The organism is Sphingobium sp. TCM1, from assembly GCF_001650725.1.
In the GTDB taxonomy this organism is placed as follows: Bacteria; Pseudomonadota; Alphaproteobacteria; order Sphingomonadales; family Sphingomonadaceae; genus Sphingobium.
The window spans coordinates 20108-40593 of record NZ_LXVX01000003.1 but is presented as its reverse complement, the minus strand read 5'-3'; the positions used below and the strand labels follow the sequence as shown (position 1 = coordinate 40593).

The 20486-nt window shown below is 61.2% G+C and carries 22 protein-coding genes; 16 read left to right on the top strand and 6 right to left on the bottom strand.

All coding sequences use genetic code 11. The annotated features are described in order from the left end of the window. Nucleotides 1-162: 162 nt before the first annotated feature. From A7Q26_RS02995 to A7Q26_RS02980, 4 genes are all read left to right on the top strand, one after another. A complete protein-coding gene (locus A7Q26_RS02995) occupies nucleotides 163-708 on the top strand; it encodes an RNA polymerase sigma factor (RefSeq protein WP_066856421.1) in 546 nt (181 codons plus the stop codon). Beyond that, nucleotides 705-1733, top strand: a complete 1029-nt coding sequence (locus tag A7Q26_RS02990) for a FecR family protein (RefSeq protein WP_066856418.1) — start codon at nucleotides 705-707, stop codon at nucleotides 1731-1733. The genes A7Q26_RS02995 and A7Q26_RS02990 overlap by 4 nt, the downstream gene beginning before the upstream one ends. A gap of 89 nt (nucleotides 1734-1822) precedes the next feature. After that, on the top strand, nucleotides 1823-4339 hold the full coding sequence (locus tag A7Q26_RS02985; protein ID WP_066856415.1) for a TonB-dependent receptor: 2517 nt from the start codon (nucleotides 1823-1825) through the stop codon (nucleotides 4337-4339). 11 nt (nucleotides 4340-4350) lie between these two features. After that, nucleotides 4351-6414 carry an Atxe2 family lasso peptide isopeptidase gene (locus A7Q26_RS02980; protein ID WP_084438959.1) on the top strand — a complete coding sequence of 688 codons (2064 nt, stop codon included), beginning with the start codon at nucleotides 4351-4353 and terminating at the stop codon, nucleotides 6412-6414. 15 nt (nucleotides 6415-6429) lie between these two features. Here the strand turns inward: A7Q26_RS02980 and A7Q26_RS02975 are convergent, their stop codons facing one another. The 6 genes from A7Q26_RS02975 to A7Q26_RS02955 all read right to left on the bottom strand — a co-directional run bounded on the left by A7Q26_RS02975 (nucleotide 6430) and on the right by A7Q26_RS02955 (nucleotide 10758). Continuing rightward, nucleotides 6430-8115 (bottom strand): asparagine synthase-related protein, encoded by a 1686-nt coding sequence (locus tag A7Q26_RS02975; RefSeq protein ID WP_084438958.1) that lies wholly within the window; start codon nucleotides 8113-8115, stop codon nucleotides 6430-6432. Continuing rightward, the gene (locus A7Q26_RS24425) at nucleotides 8112-8783 is read right to left on the bottom strand and encodes a lasso peptide biosynthesis B2 protein (RefSeq protein ID WP_084438957.1); all 672 of its coding nucleotides are present in this window, start codon (nucleotides 8781-8783) and stop codon (nucleotides 8112-8114) included. Before A7Q26_RS24425 ends, A7Q26_RS02975 begins: the two co-directional genes overlap by 4 nt. Before the next feature lie 60 nt (nucleotides 8784-8843). Further along, nucleotides 8844-8978, bottom strand: a complete 135-nt coding sequence (locus A7Q26_RS25000) for a benenodin family lasso peptide (RefSeq protein WP_198162816.1) — start codon at nucleotides 8976-8978, stop codon at nucleotides 8844-8846. Between the two features lie 159 nt (nucleotides 8979-9137). Then, complete coding sequence (locus A7Q26_RS02965) at nucleotides 9138-9764, bottom strand: GntR family transcriptional regulator (RefSeq protein WP_066856406.1); 627 nt, start codon at nucleotides 9762-9764, stop codon at nucleotides 9138-9140. Nucleotides 9765-9770: 6 nt separating this feature from the next. Next, a complete protein-coding gene (locus tag A7Q26_RS02960; RefSeq protein ID WP_066856403.1) occupies nucleotides 9771-10193 on the bottom strand; it encodes a transcriptional regulator in 423 nt (140 codons plus the stop codon). 157 nt (nucleotides 10194-10350) lie between these two features. Continuing rightward, nucleotides 10351-10758, bottom strand: a complete 408-nt coding sequence (locus A7Q26_RS02955) for a hypothetical protein (protein WP_066856400.1) — start codon at nucleotides 10756-10758, stop codon at nucleotides 10351-10353. A gap of 518 nt (nucleotides 10759-11276) precedes the next feature. Here A7Q26_RS02955 and A7Q26_RS02950 point away from each other — a divergent pair. The 12 genes from A7Q26_RS02950 (at nucleotide 11277) to A7Q26_RS02895 (ending at nucleotide 20457) form a co-directional block, all read left to right on the top strand. Beyond that, nucleotides 11277-11969 carry a DsbC family protein gene (locus tag A7Q26_RS02950; RefSeq protein ID WP_157102431.1) on the top strand — a complete coding sequence of 231 codons (693 nt, stop codon included), beginning with the start codon at nucleotides 11277-11279 and terminating at the stop codon, nucleotides 11967-11969. A 196-nt stretch (nucleotides 11970-12165) separates the two neighbouring features. Continuing rightward, nucleotides 12166-12480 (top strand): hypothetical protein, encoded by a 315-nt coding sequence (locus A7Q26_RS02945; protein ID WP_037511001.1) that lies wholly within the window; start codon nucleotides 12166-12168, stop codon nucleotides 12478-12480. A 131-nt stretch (nucleotides 12481-12611) separates the two neighbouring features. After that, a complete protein-coding gene (locus A7Q26_RS02940; protein WP_014076300.1) occupies nucleotides 12612-12878 on the top strand; it encodes a type IV conjugative transfer system protein TraL in 267 nt (88 codons plus the stop codon). A gap of 5 nt (nucleotides 12879-12883) precedes the next feature. Then, nucleotides 12884-13519: a TraE/TraK family type IV conjugative transfer system protein gene (locus A7Q26_RS02935; RefSeq protein ID WP_066856397.1), complete on the top strand. Its 636-nt coding sequence runs from the start codon at nucleotides 12884-12886 to the stop codon at nucleotides 13517-13519. A gap of 112 nt (nucleotides 13520-13631) precedes the next feature. After that, on the top strand, nucleotides 13632-14339 hold the full coding sequence (locus A7Q26_RS02930; RefSeq protein WP_066856394.1) for a type-F conjugative transfer system secretin TraK: 708 nt from the start codon (nucleotides 13632-13634) through the stop codon (nucleotides 14337-14339). Beyond that, entirely contained in the window at nucleotides 14336-15691 is a 1356-nt protein-coding gene (locus A7Q26_RS02925) for a TraB/VirB10 family protein (RefSeq protein ID WP_066856391.1), read from the top strand. Before A7Q26_RS02930 ends, A7Q26_RS02925 begins: the two co-directional genes overlap by 4 nt. 23 nt (nucleotides 15692-15714) lie before the next feature. Further along, complete coding sequence (locus tag A7Q26_RS02920; protein WP_066856709.1) at nucleotides 15715-16359, top strand: TraV family lipoprotein; 645 nt, start codon at nucleotides 15715-15717, stop codon at nucleotides 16357-16359. Further along, nucleotides 16356-18875, top strand: coding sequence for a TraC family protein (locus tag A7Q26_RS02915; protein WP_066856388.1), 2520 nt, complete (start codon nucleotides 16356-16358; stop codon nucleotides 18873-18875). Before A7Q26_RS02920 ends, A7Q26_RS02915 begins: the two co-directional genes overlap by 4 nt. Then, on the top strand, nucleotides 18872-19201 hold the full coding sequence (locus tag A7Q26_RS02910; protein ID WP_066856386.1) for a hypothetical protein: 330 nt from the start codon (nucleotides 18872-18874) through the stop codon (nucleotides 19199-19201). The genes A7Q26_RS02915 and A7Q26_RS02910 overlap by 4 nt, the downstream gene beginning before the upstream one ends. Next, nucleotides 19198-19575 carry a hypothetical protein gene (locus A7Q26_RS02905; RefSeq protein ID WP_066856383.1) on the top strand — a complete coding sequence of 126 codons (378 nt, stop codon included), beginning with the start codon at nucleotides 19198-19200 and terminating at the stop codon, nucleotides 19573-19575. Before A7Q26_RS02910 ends, A7Q26_RS02905 begins: the two co-directional genes overlap by 4 nt. Beyond that, the gene (locus A7Q26_RS02900) at nucleotides 19572-19808 is read left to right on the top strand and encodes a hypothetical protein (RefSeq protein WP_066856381.1); all 237 of its coding nucleotides are present in this window, start codon (nucleotides 19572-19574) and stop codon (nucleotides 19806-19808) included. The genes A7Q26_RS02905 and A7Q26_RS02900 overlap by 4 nt, the downstream gene beginning before the upstream one ends. A 58-nt stretch (nucleotides 19809-19866) precedes the next feature. After that, complete coding sequence (locus A7Q26_RS02895) at nucleotides 19867-20457, top strand: conjugal transfer protein TraW (RefSeq protein ID WP_066856378.1); 591 nt, start codon at nucleotides 19867-19869, stop codon at nucleotides 20455-20457. Nucleotides 20458-20486: the final 29 nt, after the last annotated feature.

The window sequence follows — 20486 nt, the reverse complement described above, 5'->3', positions numbered from 1 at the left end:
TTCCAACATCCGGCTTCGGCCGTCGCTCCGAGTGGACATAGGTGCGGCGAATGGGGCGAAGAGATCAATCGGAAAATCAGGGCAATGCGGCCGCGGTGATCGAGGCGGTCGATGGCAATATGACGTCGGGATTGTCGGCTTGGCCGGCGGCGAGCATATGCCATGGCCAATGACGTCCGCCCGGGTAGCGATGCTGCACAAGCGGCCAGCGACGACGACCTGATCGTCCGCCTCTATCGCGAAGAGAACCCCCGACTGGTGCGCTACTTTTACCGGAACTCGGTCACGCGCGCCGAAGCCGATGAACTCGCGCAGGAAACCTTTCTGCGGTTTGTTCGGAGCGGCGCCGCAAAAATGCTGACCTCGCCGCAGCACTATCTCCGGCGTATCGCGACCAACCTGCTACGTGATTGGGTAGACCGTTCTTCGACCCGCGTCGCCAGATCCAAAAGCCCCTTGTCCGATGCTGAGGAAATTCCAGGCGATTCAGACCAGCACCGCGCATTGGCTGCGCGTGAGGACCTCGCCTTCTGTGAAAAGCTGCTGCTGGATCTTGAGCCACTTGATCGAGAGATATTCCTCCTCAACCGCGTTGACGGCTATAGTTTTCGAGATATCGGAAAGCGCATGGGGTTGAGCGAGTGGGCGGTGAAGAGGAACATGCTCAAAACATTGGGCCATCTGATGACACGGATGGAAAACCGATGACGGAAGGGCACGAACCCGAACTTTCCATCGACGATCAGGCGATGCTTTGGGTGCTGGAGGGGCAAAAGGATCCCGAATCGCTGGCTCAGGCTATGCGCTGGTGCGCTGAGTCTCCCGAACATCGGGCTGCATACGACAGGGTCGAAGCTGCCTTGATCCGTCTCGATCCCGCCGGCAAGAGCCTCCGTTCTAACGAAATGGCCGGCCAGACTGGACGTTCGGATCAACGGCTTTGGAAACTGGCAGTGGCCGCCTCGGTGATAGGCCTGCTGGTCATCAGCCTATTGGGCTTCAAGAAGGAAGCAGGCCAGCCCCAGGGACAGCGAGAGGTCGCGGTAGGAGGCGGTCGCGTGCAGGACGACCCGCTCGTGCTCAGTACGAAAAGGGGAGAGGTTCGCAAGGTCACACTTGCCGATGGATCCATGGTAACGCTCGATAGCGACAGCCGCCTGCTGGTATGGATGCGATCAGACCGACGGAATCTCGAACTGGACCATGGGCGAGTACATTTTGAAGTGGCGCACGACCGTTCCCGGCCGTTCACCGTAATGGCTGACGGCGGTTCCACGACAGCGCTTGGAACCGTATTCGATGTGGAACGGCGCGCCCAATGCAAGGTGAATGTCGTGCTTTTCGAAGGAAAGGTCGCCGTCACACCGCCTTGTCAGCCCCAACGGGGCGATGGTCCGGTTGTGAAACGATATCTCGAACCCGGAGAGAGATTGCGCTATTCTCCGCCTGCCGCGCAGGAGATACCTGCCGTTCCCGAACCTGCGCCGGCGAATGAAGGACAGTGGGTGACCGGCGTGAAGAGTTATAATGACGAAACCGTAGGTTCGATATTAGCTGAAGTGAACCTCTATTCGCAGGCACAACTTGTTGCGGATACGCCCGGGATCGCCAACATGCGCGTGAGCGCTGATCTGCATATCCGCAATCCACAGAATGTGGCCAAACATCTTGCCCGTTCTCTCGGTCTGACCGTGGAGTTTCAAGGTAACGACAAGATCATTCTCAAGAAGTAGCGTCCCCGCCGCTCATTTCGGAGTTTCTCCCGTCTGACCCACTGAACGCATCCAGCGATGCGCTTTTCATCAGGTCTTGGGGGATAGACATGCGAGCGGTTCGTAGCGGTTTTCTTGTAAGCATTGCGGTCAGTGCGTTGATCGCAACTTCTCCTGCTTCCGCACAGGCGGACAAGTCTGTGGATTTCGATCTCTCGGCCCAATCGCTTACCGAAGCCCTTCGCCAAGTTGCGCGGGAGGGTGGCCTCGAGTTTTCGGCTCCCGCAGAGCCGTTGCGAGGCAAGAAGTCAAAGCGCCTCAAGGGAATCTACACGATCGAGGAAGCTGCAAAGCGTTTACTCGCCGGAACTTCCTTGACTGCAGACGTAATCGACGGCGCACTCATCGTGCGGGACAGAGTGGGAAACGACAATGATATTGTTGTTACCGGATCGCGTATTGCTACTGCAGAGACAGCATCACCCACTATTCGCTTTGGCGCTGACGAGATGGTGCTCGCTGGCCAATTGGACTTGGGCCAAGCAATTCGGTCCGTCTCGCAAAATTTTGGTGGCGGTCAGAACCCAGGCGTGGGCTGGGGCGCTAGCGGCGTCACAAATCAAAACATGGACTCGAGTTCGACTGCCAATCTTCGTGGGTTGGGCGGCGACGCCACACTGACATTGCTCAACGGTCACCGCTTGTCCTATGGATCCTTCGTGCAAGCCGTCGATCTCGGGGCGATACCTTTAGCCGCCGTGGATCGAATGGAAATCGTCGCCGATGGAGCATCCGCTGTTTACGGGTCCGATGCGGTTGGTGGCGTGGTCAATATCATCCTGAAACAGGATTATGACGGCGCCTCGCTGGCGGCGACTCTCGGCGGCGCCACTGATGGAGGCGATTTTCTTCAGCAATATAGTGCAGCGATGGGGAAGCGCTGGACAACCGGTAGTTTAACCGCCGCGTATGAGCGTAAAACCAACAGCGGAATTTACGCCCGTGATCGCTCTTACGCGTCCGAAATGCCCAGCGAGAGCTCGCTCTATCCGCAGACTCATCAGGACAGCGTGGTCGTCGGCTTACGTCAGGCCCTTGGAGCCAGCGTCGAGTTCCATCTTGATGGGACCTATAGCCGGCGCACATCCTTCATAAACCAGCTAACCGATTATGGTTTAAAGTATGAACAACGCCCGGATGTCACATCCTACTCCATTACCCCGTCACTTCGTGTCAGCATCGCGTCCGGTTGGGACTTCAATCTCTCCGGAACCTACGGACAGAGTAATTCTAAATATGACGAACGTGAATTTGAGGATGATGACCTAACTTACAACGCTATTGGAAGTTACTTTAATAGGCTGGTGACAGCAGAATCTTACCTTTCAGGCAGCCTGAAGGGCTTCACCGTCCGACCGATCGAACTCGTGCTTGGCGGCGGCTACCGCTATAATATGTATGAGGAAAAATCGACGCACGGGTCTGTTAAAAGCTATTACGGCTTTGGCGAGGCAGCGCTGCCCTTAGTCGAACCGCAGGATCATCAGCCATGGGCACATAGGCTCAAAGCCAGCGCGGCGATGCGTTACGAATATTATCCAGGCACGGCGTCGGTTGCCGTTCCGAAACTCGGCCTCATCTACGCGCCAAGCGCAGATATCGACATCAAGGTGAGCTGGGGACAATCGTTCAAAGTGCCAATACTATCCCAACAGTTTCAGCAGCACCAGACATATCAATATCCCGCAACTTGGGTGGGCGCTTCCGGTTACCCGGCTGGCTCGACTGTCTTGATCGATTACGGGGGCAATGTCGATCTCAAGCCGGAGCGAGCGGAGAACTGGTCCGCGACGCTCGACATTCACCCGTCGTGGCTGAGCGACTTCAGGGCATCGGTCAGCTATTTCGAAGTTGCCTACAAAGACCGTATCGTCCAGCCGGTGTCAGGAGCGCAGCTTTTTAGTGCCCTCTCCAATCCCATCTACGCTGGGTTTGTCAGCTACGACCCAACGGCGGAGCAAGTGCAGCAGCTCATCGCCTCTGCGGCGAGATATTATGACTACAGCGGCGGCAGCGGCACCAGCCAGACAATTGCCATCTTGTCCGATCGCTATGTCAATGCCGCTCGGCAAAACATCCATGGCGTGGATTTGTCCGCCGAGTATCAATTGGATTTGAGGGACACATCATCGCTGACGATCAGCGGCAATGCGTCATGGCTTTGGTCTCGGCAGGTGATCAATGCCGATATGGGCGAACTCCAGCTTGCCGGGACGATTTTCAACCCGGCGCGTCTACGAGCGCGCGGAAGCATGATCTGGTCTGACCAGAAATGGACTCTTGGCGCCTATTTGAACCATGTCGCGGGTCTCGAAGACACCCGCTCGTCACCGTCCGTGGCGATCGGCTCGATGACGACTTTTGATCTTTCGGCGAGAGTCGCGTTCCCGAAAGGTACATCCGTGCTCGGCGGCTTGTCGTTGCAGCTTAGCGCGCAGAATGTCTTTAACCAGCGCCCGCCCTATGCGGCCCCAAGTGGCGGCTACAGCTATTATGTGAACTATGATTCGACCAACTTCTCGCCAATTGGCCGCTTCATCAGCTTCACGATCTCAAAGGATTGGTAAGGACCGCGGACATGCGCGCTTATTTGAAAGCCGCATTTCAGATTCGCACGGCATCCAGCCATGCCGTGCGGATTTGTATTGCTGCTACCTTGTTGTTGCTTGCGCCAAGCGTCTGGGCGGAAAGCAGGCAATGCTCTCTCTCCGCATCGGCTGCAAAGCGAACCCCAGGTCCAATCAGCACGGAAGACTTGATACGGATACGGGATTTTGGTGGCGTCGGCCTTGGGGCTCCCTCCGAACCCTTCGTCCTATCCCCCGATGGACGCACAGTCGTCCTTCAACTGCGTCAGGCTGATCCGTCCAGCGACTCTTACTGCACCGCGCTGCTAATCGTGCCGATCGCCGGTACGGGAAATCCGACCGTGCTAGACGATGGTGGAGATGTCGTCGCGGCGACGTCCAGCCGCTACGGGATCAGCGGACTGCCCTTGGGCACTCCAAAACAAGTGACCATAAGATGGAGCCCCGACGGCCGGTTCCTCGCCTACACGAAGTTCTTTTCGGACCGATCCGAGATCTGGATTCATGATTTCGTTCGTCATGTCTCCAGCCGAAAACTGGTCAGCAATGTCGATATCGAGAGACTGGCATGGTCTATAGACGGCGCACGGCTTCTTTATGAAAGTCGCCCGGGCTTAACGGAGGCGCGCAAGGCAATCGCAACCGAGGGATTGAGCGGCTTTCGGTTCGATGGGCGCTTCTGGCCGCTTTCGAGCGACATCCCCATGCCGCCAGCTGATATTCCGCTTGTCGCACGAGCGATCGACCCATCGAGCGGGGCGCCGGAAGCAGTGCAAGAGGCGGATAAGGGGGCGTTGCATCCGGATGCCGACCGGCCTGCCGGCAGCACTGCCTTCGCGAGGCTTGGCGACACTATGGCCTGGAGCGCACCATCCGACGATGGCCTCTTCTCCCCGGCGATGTTGCACGTGCGAGCCGGGCCGAAGGTGCTACCCTGCAGCTATGACGCCTGCAACGGCATCGCCAATCTCTGGTGGCTACCGCGTGAGGTGCTCGTCTTTCAGAGGCGCGCCGGCGTCGACGGCAGTCTGACCCAGTTTTACGCGTGGAGGCCAGGGCGTGGCCGCCCTCGCCTGCTGTTGGCCACGACGGACGCGCTTTTCGGCTGTCGAGAAGGTGGTGAGGGGATCATCTGCGCTCAGGAGACGTCCGCCTCTCCGCGACATCTCGTCGCTGTTTCGGTGCGCAATGGATCGAGGCGCGTCATCTTCGATCCCAACCCGGAATATCCAGCCGCCGAGGCAGGTATCGTCCGCCGGCTCGAATGGGCGAATACGGCGGGCGTCAAGACCTATGGCGATCTCGTGCTGCCGCGGCAGTATAAGGGCGATCGCCGCCTGCCGTTGGTGATCGTTCAATATGAATCCCGGGGTTTTCTCCGGGGCGGCACCGGCGACGAATATCCGATCCAGACGCTGGCGGCGCACGGGTTCGCCGTATTGAGCTTCAATCGCACGCCTTGGTTGCCTGAGGTCGATCATCCAGTCGGCGAGGACGAATATCTTCGACTAAGCATGGAGGATTTCGCCGACAGGAGGAACATCCTTTCATCTCTGACCACGATCATCGGTCAACTGGACCGTGATGGCGTGATCGATCCTGCGCGGGTTGCGATCACGGGGCAGAGCGACGGTGCCGTGACGGCGACCTTTGCGCTTGCCAATACAGGGCTTTTCTCAGCCGCTATCCTGAGCACATGCTGTGAAGACGAGGCCATGCTGCAACAGTCGGGAGAGAGCTACGAGGATTTCTATGTCCGCATGGGATACCCACAAAATCATGCGGCGGGTAAGGAATTCTGGCGTATCGGATCGCTCTCGGATGCTGACGAGGCGAAACCCGTCCCCATGTTGATACAGGCGGCATCCAGTGAATTTCGCATGGGCCTCGCGACCTATCGCGAGCTCAAACGTCGTGGATGGCCGATCGAACTCTACGTCTATCCCGACGAAGGTCATGTGAAGCTCCACCCGGCGCATCGTATGGCGATCTACAATCGGAACATCGAATGGCTTGCGCACCATTTCGACCTATCGGGTTCGGCAAAACGGTGAGTTCCGAGCATGGGATCATGCCCATGCTCTGCACCACATCTCAACTTCGTGCAGGTGGAGGATTCGTGTTGGCTTGGCGAGCGAATTGTTCGATGCATCTTCGAGACTGGCGATTGCTCTTGGGTCAACGAGGCCGTGGCTGGCAAGGCAGCCGCACTGCAAATCGGCGATGATCTCTCCACGAGAGCGGGTCCATATCTGATGAAGGAAGCCGTCAAAAGCGCCTTTTCCGACTCGGTTCGTCACCATTCCGGGAAGAAACGGCCGCATCGCCGCGCGCGCCAAAGCTCGGTCATGGCCACCCGAGAACCAGAACCAGATCGGGAAGGAGAGGCAAAGCTCTACAAGCGGGCGAGACAAGAGAGGGTAGATCGTGGGCCGATCGTCTGCGATATTGATGTGGTCGGTCGAGGCCGTCGCCCTGGTGACGCTCCTGACATGCTGCTTTTGGCCCGGCGTACATGCCCCGGTCGCGACAAGCCACGGATGGGGCTCCTGATCGAGCAATGAGCGTGCGTATGGCGTCAGCAGGTCCCCATTTGACGGCCAGGTGACCAGCAGGTCTCGTTTCCATGCCGCTCTGACGGCCTGTCGCAAAACCATCGGGAGCGATGTACCGGTTACAACGCAAATGTTCCTTGCTGTTGCCCATAAGGCTGGCGTCAATCCGTTTTGCTTAAATTCGTCCACCAGCGGATAGGCGGAGTGGAGCATGCCGAATATGTTGTCGCCCCCTCCTCCGTTAAAATGTGCGTCGGCGGCGTGGACATCCGCTTCTGCGGCGCAGATCCGGTCGAACACTTGGGTAAAGGATCGCGCCGAAGGCCTTGGCCGATGACGGGAAAGATTGGCGCGGAGATCGACTTCAGCGGCCGATGCCAGGTGGCACGCTATCGGTTGAAAGATGTGGTCCGCTAACGCCATGGCGTAGCTCCGCTCATCTGCGAGCGGAGACGTCGTATAGAAATGCGCGAGGCCGATATGCCCCGCCTGCGAAGCCAGCGCCGCGATCGCGGAGGAGTCGAACCCGCCTGAGATCGATATAACTGCCCGGGGATATCGGGCACTCCACGTCTTTATCACATTGACGAAGGTATCCCGGAGACGTTCGACCGCGTCTTCGAATTTGCATTCGATGTTCGCTCCGCAGAAATGCGAGGGGTTCCAGAGAAGTTGATGATGGATGCCATGATCATCGATAATCGCCATCTCTCCTGGCAATACCTCATTAATCCCTTCCAGACAGCTTTCCCGGCGGCGGCGATCCGGCATCAGCAACACATTGGCCACGCTGGTCCAATCAATCGAGGCAGGAGACCGCGTCTTCTGCAGGATATCGGCGGCGCTCGTGCCAATCGCGACTTGTCCCTCGCTACAGCGATAATAGCACGGGATCATGCCCGAAGGGTCCCGGTATATCACCGTCCTGCGAGGCTCGGAACCAGATGCGACGACGACGTGTCTTCCCCAATATCGCCGCTCGAAGTTTCGCATGAACTCGACCGGATCCGCCATGCGGAGTGTATCCAGCCCGTCCCGTTCCTCGTGTTCGGAAAAGCAATCACCAACGACAATGCCGCCGTCAGCTAAATGCCAAACGCTGAGGTCAGCGCTCGCCGTAATACGAGCCGCACCTTTCTCGGCGGCACCGGTATCGGCGGTCTCGCCAATCTCCAGGATGATCGAGTAATCGCAGTTCATGGCAGCGCAAGGATCGGGCTGAAACCCATGACGGTTTCGAGGTCCTGGACCAGGACGGTGTTGTCGGACTGAACCCAGCAATGCGCCTGGAAGGGTTCGGACTGAACGCCGAACACGATCCTGGACGGATATGCCTGCCAGGCAAGAAATGCGCGCAGGGCGAGCGCATCCGGAAGACAGCGGTCCTTGCGGGGAAAAAGCAGAGCTGCATCGCTAAAGGAGTCGAGGAAAGAAATCAGAGCCTCTGGATCAGGTGGCTTCCTGTTTTGCTTCCGTGGCGCACCCGACAAGGTCAACAGTATCCTCAGGGAAAGCCGGTCCCTGAGGGCATTGAAGAATACGAGGCACGAACAGGCCCACAGAAAGCGAAGCCAATATCCGGGACTTCGATCTGTTGTTGAATGTGAACCGCATAGAGCACGCGTGCAGCGCGGAACCGAACTCAATTCGGAGGCCGTTCGGCTGTTCGGTGCGCGCTCGAACAGGCCCGTCGCGACCAATTCCGCGATCACAGCCGGTTCGGGAATATCGCCCGTCGCCCAATCTCTGACGTGCGCCTCAAGGCGGCCCGCCAGCATGCAGTAGCGGTCACGCTCGGCATCGAGGAAGATCAGATGCGGCCCGGCAACGCAATATCCGACATGGGGTTTGAGAACGACGTTGCGCATCGCTAATACCCGGCTGTAGCTTGGCCCGGCCTTGCAAAGGTCGGGCCAGGCCAGTTGCTGTCAGTCCTCGAGGATGCCGGGCTGCTGGCGGCCTTGCGGATTGTCGGTCAGAAAGGCTCCGCCGCCATTGGTCACCTTGCTGGCAACACCCAGTTCGATCACGCCATCGTCGGCGGCTTCATGTTCGCGTTCCATATTTGCCTCCTTCTGTCGCCACATGGTTCGTGGCGAGTCAAAGGCTAAGCGTGGCAGCAAATATATTCAGCAATATATGCTTTCATTTTGAAAGCATTGTTGGCGTTGACCGTGAAAAGGCGTCGCGATGCTGGTCGAAGGAGAGTTATCCTTTCCATATCAAACCCTTGCCCATGACTCGCACAACATGGACGCAGCCCTGATCCGCCGCCGATGATAGTTCCAAAGTATTTGCAAAAGGGCTTTTCCTGTCCCTGAAACTGCCAATATATTGGCAGAGTTGAGCTCGTCGGCACAGTCCGACCAGCGCTCGATTTCCCGGAGTCGCACGGCGCGCAGGCGCTCGCCGGCATTGGCAATCGCCGCGACAATCTCCTCTGAACGGGACATGCTCGCCAGCGTGATAAACATGCGTTCGGTGGTCGCGATGATCGCCTCCGGCGTCGTGTAGTCGATAAGCCAACCATCCGGCGCTATGGGAAGCCGTGCATCTGCCCGCACGCCGGCTTTGAGCGCCAGGCGAATGAGTTGACCATGCCATGTATAGCAGCTGCGCAATTTTTCCGGCGTCCAGCCGATGACGCGGAAGCCATGATGATGACCCACTTCCAGCAGGCGTTCGCCGTACATGCGGTGTAGCGTGTCGCGGATCGGCGAGGAACTGATCCCGAATTCGGACGCAAGGTCCGTGACCGACAGATCTGAAGACCCCGTATAGCGCCCCGAGAGCAACGCGCGCTTGAGGTCCTGGTAGACCTGTTCGGCATGACGTGTTCCAGGCGACATGAGCAATCACTCCTCCGCCTTGTCATCGGCATCGTCATCTGCGGCGGGCGTCAGGAGCTGGCGTGAGAGCGTGTCGAGATTATGTTGCGCGATGGCGTCAATGCAGACGGTTTCGAGTTTCGAGAGATCACCATCGAGAAGCCCGCGCGGGAAAACACGGCCGTGTTCGATGAACAGGAGAGGAATGACGAGGTGCCCGGTCGAGAGACCCAGCGCATGCGCACAGCGGAAATGATCGTCGAGTCGAGATTTGGGGTTGCCGGCTTCGATTTCGCGCAGCCAGCGCGTGCCGATCCCGACGGTTGCCGCAAAGTCTTCCTGCGTAATTCGCCCGACTCGCCTCATCATTTCTATGCGCCTCCCCGACATCAGTTTGATCGTCGCAAGAACCGAAGGATCATGTGCATTGGGCAAAGCCTGAAGCGGCATGACAAGGTCTCCCTGCCAATGGCTCAAAGCTCCCGTGCACAGCCCAGAGAGGCAAGATGTTGTCAGTCGCACCAATGGTCAAATTTTTTCGCTTTCAAATTGAAAGCGTTGATCTGGCGCTTAAACATCAGGTGAAACAGGTGCCTTTAATATTCCGTTATCTGGCCAATGCCGTGGCCATCTTATAAGCTGTCTTCAATTCCCGATCCTCAGACGTCAGAAACATGATGAGAGCGACATTATAGAGGCGCCATGTCGCCACGCCAGCTCCGCATTCCCCACTTTCAATGAGGCGTCTCCCGACCCGGTCCACGATGTCGGCTAGTCGGGATGAAGTACCGACAAAGCGATAGGACGGACCGCCCAGCAATCCACATAAGGGTGATTCGAGTTCCGCGGCGATCTCGGAAGGGGCACAACGATCGAGAATGCTGATGGCGACATGGAGCGTCGTTCCGTAAGGGATAAATTCGCGAGTCATGCGCGCGAGCCGGCAATGGCAGGCAAGAAATTGATCGACACCCTCGTCCGATAGCTGAAGCTTGTAAGTTCTTGAGGTCCTCATGCACGTTCTCCCTGCATGATTCGCGGGCTGGTCATGGTAGTCGCGGCAGCGCGCTCATGAACAGAGACGGGCCAATGACCGCGAAAAAGCGGAAAAATCGGCATTGAAGTGCCGAAATCGGTATTGAGGTGCCGAATCGGCATCTCAGTACCCTGCCCATTGTGTGGCCTGGTTTGACGCTTCATCCTTCATCCATCCGAACAACACGGTGACGGCGAGCACAGCCCTCAAACGATGCTCCCAGCCCGAACCGCATGACAAAACCGGCGCACAGGATGCTGTGCACCGGATGAAGGAGGCTTATGTCAGTTTCGCACAGACAACCGCCATTGGCGATCCCTCCAGTTGTGGCTGAGCGCCCGTTTTCCTGGCCATCCAACCCGGGTTGTGGCAAGTCGACCGGACGGGTGGCCAAATGGGGAAACGGTATTTGCCAGGCGGCATTGCTCGCCTTCCTGCTGCCTGGCACCGGGTTCGCGAAAGAGAATCCGGACAATACAGCGGATAGAGCGCTTACCATGGCCGCGGAGGACGCTGAACGGTTACTTCAGCAGACCTTCACCAACCTGCGCTTCGAGGATTTCGGCCCCGTGCCGGTCGAAGGTCCGATCTATCAGGCAACAGCGGGCGGCAAGATCATCTATTTTGCCCCGCAGAGCGAACATCTGCTGTTCGCCACGGTCTACGATCGCAATGGCGTCAATCTGACCGCATTGGCCCAGGAACAGGGCGCGGCCCGGCGCCTCAAGGCCATCGATCCCACCAAGGCGCTGGCGATCGGTCCCGCAGACGCGCCGACCGTCATCGAGTTCACCGACCCGGACTGCCCTTATTGCCAGGCGCTCGATCGCTTCTGGAAGGCGAAGGCGGCGGAAGGCAAGCCGGTCAGGCGCCTCATCTTCTTCGTAAGCGGCATCCACCCGACGGCGGCGGCCAAGGCGGAGCATATCCTGTGCTCGCCCGATCGCGAGGCAGCGTTCCAGGCAGCCTATTCGGGCCAGACCCCGCCGCTGCTGCGCCAATGCGCTGCGGGGCGGGACAAGGTCGCGGACGACGCGGAACTGGTCGCGAAGGTCGGGGTGTCGGGCACGCCGACCCTGATCGCCGACGGCAAGCTCATCTCTGGCTTTCAGCAGGCGGAGCTTGAAGCGTTCCTCGACCGGCATGCGAAGCCGGCGCTCACGAAGGCCGCGTCCGAAGCGCAGCGCTGAAACAGGTGCTCGCCCTCAAGGGGGCAGAGTGATTTCAATTCGGAGGGCATCCGGCTCCGCCTGATCGCAGGCGGGCGGATGAACCAGGATGCCGGCGGCGGCGGGCTCAGGGAGCCGTCCACCGACGCCCCGGCCGACAGCGAATTTTCGATGCCGGCAGGCTTGGGTTGGACGGTTCCATTTTCGGAGCAATGCCATGATGCGTACATTGAGTAACAAGGCCCTGGCGGTGGCCAATCTCGGTCTCCCTTTGGGCGTGATGGCCCTGGTGGGCGGCCCTGCCCATGCCTTCTCGGCGCCCGCCCAGGGCGACCTCGGCTACGATATCTACGATATCGTCGTGAACCAGGGCGTGAAGGGACCGCTGGGCTTCGTGGGCGGCGTCGCCGCCTTCCTGTTCGGCGTGTCGCGCCTCTTCTCGAACATCATGATCGGCATCCCGACGATCGTGGCGGCGGTCTGCCTGATCAAGGCGGACTCCATTCTCCAGACCTTCGGGATGGTCGTGTGAGACGCCGCGTGCGGCTGCGCGCCGGCTGACCGGCCAGACGCACTCGCACCGGCAAAGTGCTGGGAGCCGAATGGTCGGCTCCCGGAAACCGGCACCTTTCCAGGTGTCATGAAGCAGGAGGAGAAGGGCAAGTGGACGAACGCCTTCCGCAATATCTGCATCGGCCGGTCCAGATCCTGTGGTTCGGATCGGACGAGTTCCTTCTCGCGACCTCGAGCGTGTTCGTGGCCGCGATCGTGGGCGGACTTGTCGGCTGGGCGCTCATCGCCGCCCTTCTCCTTTTCATCCCGTGGAAGCGGACCAAGCCCAGAGGCTATCTCGCCCATCTCGCATGGCGCTGGGGTCTGGTTTCCTTCCCCCATTATCCGGGTCCGACACAGACCCGCTTCTTCGAGTAGGCGTCATGGGCATCTTCACGCGCAAGCCACCGGGCGAGGACGTACTGCTGGGCAAACCGGCAAGCTTCGGCATCCATCGCTACCTGCAGGGCTCGGCAAACCTGTTCGAGGAGAACCGGCTGCTCAAGGTCGCCATCGCGGGCATGTTCGGTGTGACGGCAGTCCTGGGCGCAGTGATCTACACGACCAACCAGAATGCCCGAACCATCATCGTGCCGTTCGGCGCGACCGGCGATCTGCATGTCTCGGGGAACAAGCCGTCCGAGGCCTATATCGTCGCGATGACGCGTAACATCGTCGCGCTCTCGGGGACGTGGTCAGCCTATTCGGCGGACCGCCAGTTCCAGGAACTGCTCGGTCTCGTCCACCCCTCCGCCTATGGCGCGATGCGCGACAGCCTGAACACGATACTCGACGAACTGGCGAACAATCCGACCCTGTCGATCGCCACCTACATCCGCAACGATCAGCCGGTCCGCTGGACAGCCCATGAGATCGTCGTGCCGGTCGAGAAGGTGCGCGTGATCGGCGGCGTCATCCGCAAGTTCCGCGGCATTTTGCGCATCGGTTACGCCATCGAGAATGGCCGGTTCTGGCTGACCCGTCTTTCCGAGGAGCAGTTCGATGCCGAAACACGCTGATACGATTTCGAGGCAGGAATCCATGCCTGCATGCCTGGCAATCCGGGCAAACTGTCCTTCCCCCCGCGCCGTCGCGTGCACCGCGATATCGGGTTTCGCCTTGCTGCTGGCTATGCCGGCCGCGGCGCAGACGGTGCAAGCGCTGCCCGACCAGACGAGCCGGATCCGCCTGTCCAATCGCGACATCAACCATGTCGTGTGCGAGGGCGGCGAGATCGAGGATATCAAATTCTCCGCTGAAAAGGGCCTCGCCGTCGAGAAAGGCGGCGCGGACGCCTGGATCAAGTTCCTTGCCCACGAGATCGACGATGCGGGCCAGATCACGCGCAGCTATGTGACCCAGCCTTCCGAATTCTTCGTGAGCTGCAACGGCGCCACTTATCCGCTCTATGCGGAACCGGCGGAGATCCCCGCACAGACAGTGGTGCTGATGCCGGGCGCCCGGCAACGAGCTCAGGCCAACAATGAGCTCATGGCCGCGCTCGCCGACGAAGACCGCGCGGTCTCGATCACCATGGCGCTGCTGGACGATCGCATCCCCGCCTCGTTCAGCGAGGTCGCGCCCGCCGGCGGAACGTTTCCGATGCCGACGATGCCCGGTGTTTCGATCACGGAAAACCGCCGCGTGGTCATAGAGGGCGCTGCGCTCTCGGCTTCGGAGTACCGCGTCCGCGCCGCAGCAGCCGTAACGCTCGACGAACGGTCATTGATCGACCCGGCGCTCGGGTCCCGAATTTTCGCCGTAACCCTTGACCGGGTGCGGCTCAGCGCCGGGGAAAGCGCCCGGCTGGTTGTCGTGCGGCGGGGGACCGGGCAATGAGCGGCGCGCAGGACAATGGGCCTGTCGAGACCCCCGAGCCGCTGTCGCCTTATCAGGCGCATCTCGCCGGGCAGAGCGCCCGGGCGGATGGCGAGGCCGTACACCGGCACTCTGTAGCGCAGTTAGACTGGCAGGGGCTGTGGGCCAGACTGTCCGCGAAGCAGAAGCTGCGTGCACGCCAGCTCGCCGTCGGCGTAGCGGTCGGCGCGCTGGGCATCGGCCTCTATGTGGCCTCGGGCAGCAAGGAAGAGGTCAAGCAAGCCAATCCGGCATCCTCGCTCAACATGGGTGCGGGGCTACGTGGTGACAGCCTCGAGGTGAAGCTGCGCGGCGATCTGAAGAAGGTCCTCGATGGCCAGCAACTGCTCGGCGATCGCGTCAGCGCGATCGAGGAAGGCAAGGTCGTTCCCGGGTCGCGTGGCCCGGGAACACCGGGCAGCAAGTCATCTGGAGGCGTCGATGGCGATCTGCCGCCGGCATTGCCCGGTGACGCGCCCGCGCTGCCCTATCCGCCCGATGTTGCCGACATCGGCGCGGATGCGGACAAGCTCCCGGCGCCACCGTCGGCGCCGAGCGCCCCGCCCGCACCTCCCGCACCGCCTGTCGAGAAGACGATCGGCGCGATCGGGTCGGCGACAAGCCAGATCGTGGGCACAAGTGGGCCTCAGGGCGCGGTCGATGGTCCAGCCTCGTCCAAAAAAAAGAATCGGACGATCTATTTACCGCCTGGTTTCATGAAGGCGCGGCTCCTGACGGGGATCGACGCGCTGGCGAGCCGGGACGCAACCAGTAACCCCGAGCCGATCATCGCCCGGGTGCAGGCGCCTGCGGTCCTGCCCAATGAGGTGAAGGCGAACCTGGCCGGTTGCTTCGTCGTCGGCAACGCCACCGGCAGTCTCGCCAAGGAGCGGGTCGAGGTCCAGCTCGTGTCCCTTTCCTGCGTCGATTTCGACGAGCATTCCGTGGTCGATCAGCCGGTCAAGGGCTTCTTCGTCGACACTGACGGCAAGAAGGGATTGTCGGGCAAGGTGGTGACGCGGGCCGGCGCCACGCTGGCGCGCGCTTTCATTGCCGGGACCATCAGCGGCATATCGCAATCGGTCGAAAGCACCTTCGGCAACACCTCGACCTCGGCGCTGGGCACGGTGCGGACGCTCGATGCCGGCGACGCGGCGAAGACCGGCATTGCCGGCGGCCTCTCCAAATCCTCGGACAAGCTCACCGATTTCTATCTCGATCTCGCCCGGCAGGCCGGTCCCATCGTCGAGGTGGGCGCGGCCAAGGACGTGGTCGTGGTGATCCAGGAAGGCGCAACCCTCGAGATCAAACCCGGCGCGGGAGTGAAGTTCTGATGCGCGCCACCACAGGAGGCACCATGCCACACCAGCTACACACCCATTTCGGTACTTGCCGCAGCGCACTGCGCGCTCTGCCACTGTTCGCCTTGCCGCTGCTCGGGCTTTCTGGCTGCGCCACCGTTGGATCGGTGATGTCGCCCTATAGCAAGAAATTCTCCTGCAAGAACAGCGACCATGGCCAGTGCATTCATCCCGACCAGGCCTATGCTGACGCCGTTGCCGGCCGCACATCCAAATCCGATCCTGCCGTAACCAATGATCGCGGGATGCTCGCTGAGCAGAGGAAGGGTAAGGCGCCCGCGCGCATCAGCGGCGCCAGTAGATCCGCGACGGCAGATGTTGCCGCCCCGCAGAGCGGACAAGGCAATGTCGGCGCACTGATCGAGGATCCCGGCTCGCCCATGCTGCGCCCTTCGCGCACGATCCGCACATTGATCCTGCCCTATGCGGACAAGCAGCGCCCCGACCGGCTCTACATGGCGCGCTATGTCTATTCGATCATCGATCGGCCGGCATGGGTAGTCGGCGACTATCTGGTGGAGCCGAGCGGCCGGACGCCGGCTCCGCCGGTGCTGCGGACGGCGCGTGAACCCGCCGGAGGAATCGTCGAGGTTCCGGCCCCGGAAATGCCGCTCAGCCTCGATCCGGAGAACCGGCCATGACCCGGCAGTCGGCTCGTGGCCTCAGCTATCAGCGCCTGCGCGCCGCCGTGACCCGCGATGCCTATTCGGACTTCCTGCCGATGGTCGCCTGGGTCGAGGAGGAAGACGCCTTCCTGTGCATCGACGACGGCTGGGGCCAGGCCTGGGAGCTTGTCCCTTCGGCCTATATGTTCGCCCATGTCCAGCAGGCTTTGCTCGGTCTTTTAAACATCCATTTTCCCGAAGGCACGGTTCTCCAGCTCATCACCTTTGCCGATCCGCTGATCGACCCAGCGCTCGACGCCTATCTCGATCTCAAGGTGCGTCCCGATCCGTTGGTCCAGGCATCGGCGCGGCGAACGGCGGACTATCTGCGCAACGGTACGAGGGGACTGGACGCGCTGCACGCCATCCCGGTGCGCGATTTTCGGTTGTTCCTTGTCATCAAGACGCGGGTGAAGCTCGGCGCCGACCTGCGCCGCCAGGTCGAGGAGCAGCTGGCGAAGATGGGCATCCGGCGCCTGCCGCCCGATGAACTGGTGAGCTTCTACCGTCGGATCTTCAACGGTGTCTTCGCCCCAGCCCCGGGCGTGTTCCTGAGCGAAAGCGTGGGCGGAATGCCGGCGCCGTCGATCGCGCGGCAGATCATCGAGGCAGGCCCTGATCTTTGTTTCGAGGGATCCGAGGTCTATCTCGGCAACCAGGTCGCGCGCTGCCTGACGCCCAAGGCCCCTGCGCGGCGCATCACCGCCGAGCGGGCGAACCGGCTGCTTGGGGGCATGCGCGGGAGCGCCGAGGACAGCGACCAGATCGGCGGGCCGTTCCTCTACTGCCTCTCGGTCCTCTTCGATCATTCGCAGTTCGAGATCCACAAGCGCGCCCAGATCCTCTCGGCTCAGAAGGCGGCGGGCAGCTTCGCGGTCGAGGTCGGCAAGCAGATCGAGGAGATCGGATGGATCCTCGACGAGGCGTCGAACAGCCGGTTCGTCTCGGTGATCCCGACGATGTGGGTGTTCGGCCGCGATAGCGCGCAAGCGCGCGAAATGGCCGCGCGGGCCAAGCGGCTGTGGGAATCCGAGCCCCTGCCCTTCATGGTGCAGGAGGAGAGCTACCTGCTGCCGGTGCTGCTCGCCGCCAGCCTGCCCTTCGGTCTTTATCCCGAAAAGCGCACCTTGAAGCTGCTCGAACGCGATTTCCGCATGCCGGTGAAAGCCGCAACGCTGATGGCGCCAGTGCAGACCGATTTTCGCGGCGGCGGCCGCCCGGCCCTGCTCTATGTCGGGCGCAAGGGCCAACTGATCACCCTCGATCTCTTCGACCCCCGGATCAACAATTACAATTTCATTGTCTCGGCGGAGAGCGGCGCGGGCAAGAGTTTCCTGCTCAATAATCTTTGCCAGCAATATTATGCGCAAGGCGCGCTCATCCGCATCATCGATATCGGCGGCAGCTACCGCAAGCTCTGCACGCTGTGTTCCGGTCGCTATATCGACATCGGCGAGGAACGTCTCGTCCTCAATCCCTTCGACATGGGGCTCGCGCTCGACGGCGAGGACAAGCAGTCGGCGATCGCCATGGCCGTCGCCATCGTTGCCGAGATGGCCAATGCCTCCACCCGCAAGCCGGTCAGCACGTCGGAATGGAACCTGCTGAAGTCCGCCGTGCAGTGGACCGTCGATAGCGGGCGCGGCGAGGACGGCATCGATGCCGTGCGCGACTGGCTCGGCCGCTATCCCGACAATGCGGTCTCCGATCTCGACCGCGTCGATCATCTCGTGCCGGTCGCACGCGAACTGGCGTTCAACCTGCGCGATTTCGGGTCGCAAGGCGCTTACGGACATTTCTTCAATGGCCCCTCGACCTTCGACATCTCCCGCGACGAATTCGTGGTGCTCGAACTCGAACGACTGAAGGCGCTCCCCGACCTCTTCAACGTGATCGTGATGGTGGTGGTGAACGCCGTCACCCAGGAACTCTACCTCTCGGCGCGTGACAAGCCCCGCTTCGTCCTTTGTGACGAAGCCGCGCAGTTCATGACGCGGAGCGACGGGCAGGATCTCTCGCGTCTCGCCGAGGCGTTCGGCCAGGGCTATCGCCGCGCGCGCAAATATCAGGGCAGCTTCGGCATTGTCCTTCAGAGCATGAACGACCTGCTGCTCTTCGGCGGCACCGGACAGGTGATCCTCGAAAATGCCGCGACCCGGTTCCTGCTGCAGGGTTCCACCTACGACAAGGCGGTCGACAACAAGATCCTCGATTATTCGGGCTTCGTGCTCGACCTGTTGAAATCGGTCCGGAACGCCAAGCCCAATTATTCCGAGGTGTTCATCGATAGCCCCCTGGGGCTCGGCATTGCCCGCCTGGTGGTCGACCCGTTCAGCTACTGGATCAATACCTCAGCGCCCAATGAGGTCGCCGCCTTCGAGGCGCTCGTGCGGGCGGGCCGCAATCCATTGGAAGCCGTTTGCGAACTGGCCGGCGTCGATCCGGTCGAGGTGCTGGGCGGCCGTGCCTATCAGGCCGGGAGGGCGGCATGATGCCCAAGTCCGAACCTCATCCCGACCAGCTGGCGATAGACTGGGAAAATGACCCCGCCATCGAGGCGATCATCGAGGCCCGCGTCGCAAAGCGCGCCGAGGCAGCGGCGTTCCAGTGGCGGCTGCGCCTGGTGGCAATCGAAACCTGCATGATGGGCGGTCTCGTGATCGCGGCAGGTCTCGCGCTGGACCAGCCCCCGCTACAGACGGTGCGCACAGGGCTCATCGTGGCGGCTGCCTGCTTTGCAAGCGGCATGCTGCTGATCGGCCTGTCGGGCGCATGCGGGATGCTCTTCTCGCGCTTGTCGCAGTGGAGGGCGCAATGAACCCGGACCATGATGACGGCTTCGAAGCTGTCTTCGAAGCGAGCACCGAGATTGACGCGCTCCTCGCCTATGCGCGCGGCCTGAACAACCAGGCGCTCGGCATCGCTGAGGTGGCGCATGCGATTGTCACCGTGATCGAAGCGGAACGGCGGTTCGCAAGGGTCAGCTACACGATCCTGGTCACCACCAGCATGGTAGTCGCGGCGCTCTTCGCGTTCATGGCCGCGTCGAGCCTGCGGGCGCCGCTGCAGGGCGCGATCGTTGTCGGCATCTGTGCCGGCATGGGCGCGGGCTCGACAGGCCTCATCCTTGTTCCCTGGGATGCGTTGGCCCGGCATGTTCGCAGCGTCGCCAGGCGCTGGAGGCGGCCATGAACGGCATCTTCTCCTCGACGCCGGCACCAGGGCCGATCCGCCTGATCGTCGGAAGCCAGGGGCTGCTGCTGGTTCAGTCCTTTATCGCCTGGCGACTGCCGGCGGTGCCCGGACTGTTCCGCCTTCTCGTCGCGATTACCGCAGTCATCGCCACCGCCGTCCTGATCAGCGCCGCGCTTGGCGAGGATCGCGAGAGCTCCCAGCCATATTGGAGGCGGCGCCATGGCCGCTAGATCAACGTGCAGGCCTTCCCCGCCTCCCGCATTCCTTCGCGTTTTCACGGCGCTGACGATGACGGCCGGAATGCTCATGGCGTCATCGCTCCATGCGGAGACGAGCACGATAGGCCGTACCTGGCCGATCGCCGAGCCCGATGCGCTGAGCGAGATCGAAGGTCGGGCAGCGCAGGTTCCCGACATGAAAGCCGCCTTCGGGCCGCGTGAACGCTGGTCTGCGATGAAGGCGGCGACGCTTGGGATCGCGCGCGCCGACCGGAATCGCACGGTGGTTCCCTTCTATACGCTCGACCAGGATATACGGCTGCAGGACGGCAGGCTGCTTTACGCCAAAGGCTACAGCTTCAATCCGCTCAGCTATGTGTCGCTGCCGCAGCGGCTCATAGTCGTGCATCCCGCCGAGCTCGACTGGGCGCTGCGGACCGCGAGGCCGGCCGACTTTATCCTGCTCGCTGCCGGTGGTCCGCGTGACGCCGACGCAATCACCCTTGGCGAACGTCATGGGCGGGCGCTGTTCCTGCTCGAGGAGCGCGTCAAGGCGCGGCTTGGGCTGACGGTCGCGCCGGTGATCGTCAGCCAGGCGGGGCAGAAGCTGGTTCTTACTGAAGTGGACGTGGCGAAGGCCTCGCGAAAGGCGGCGCGATGATAATTCTGATCGCCCAGGGGATCGGCGGC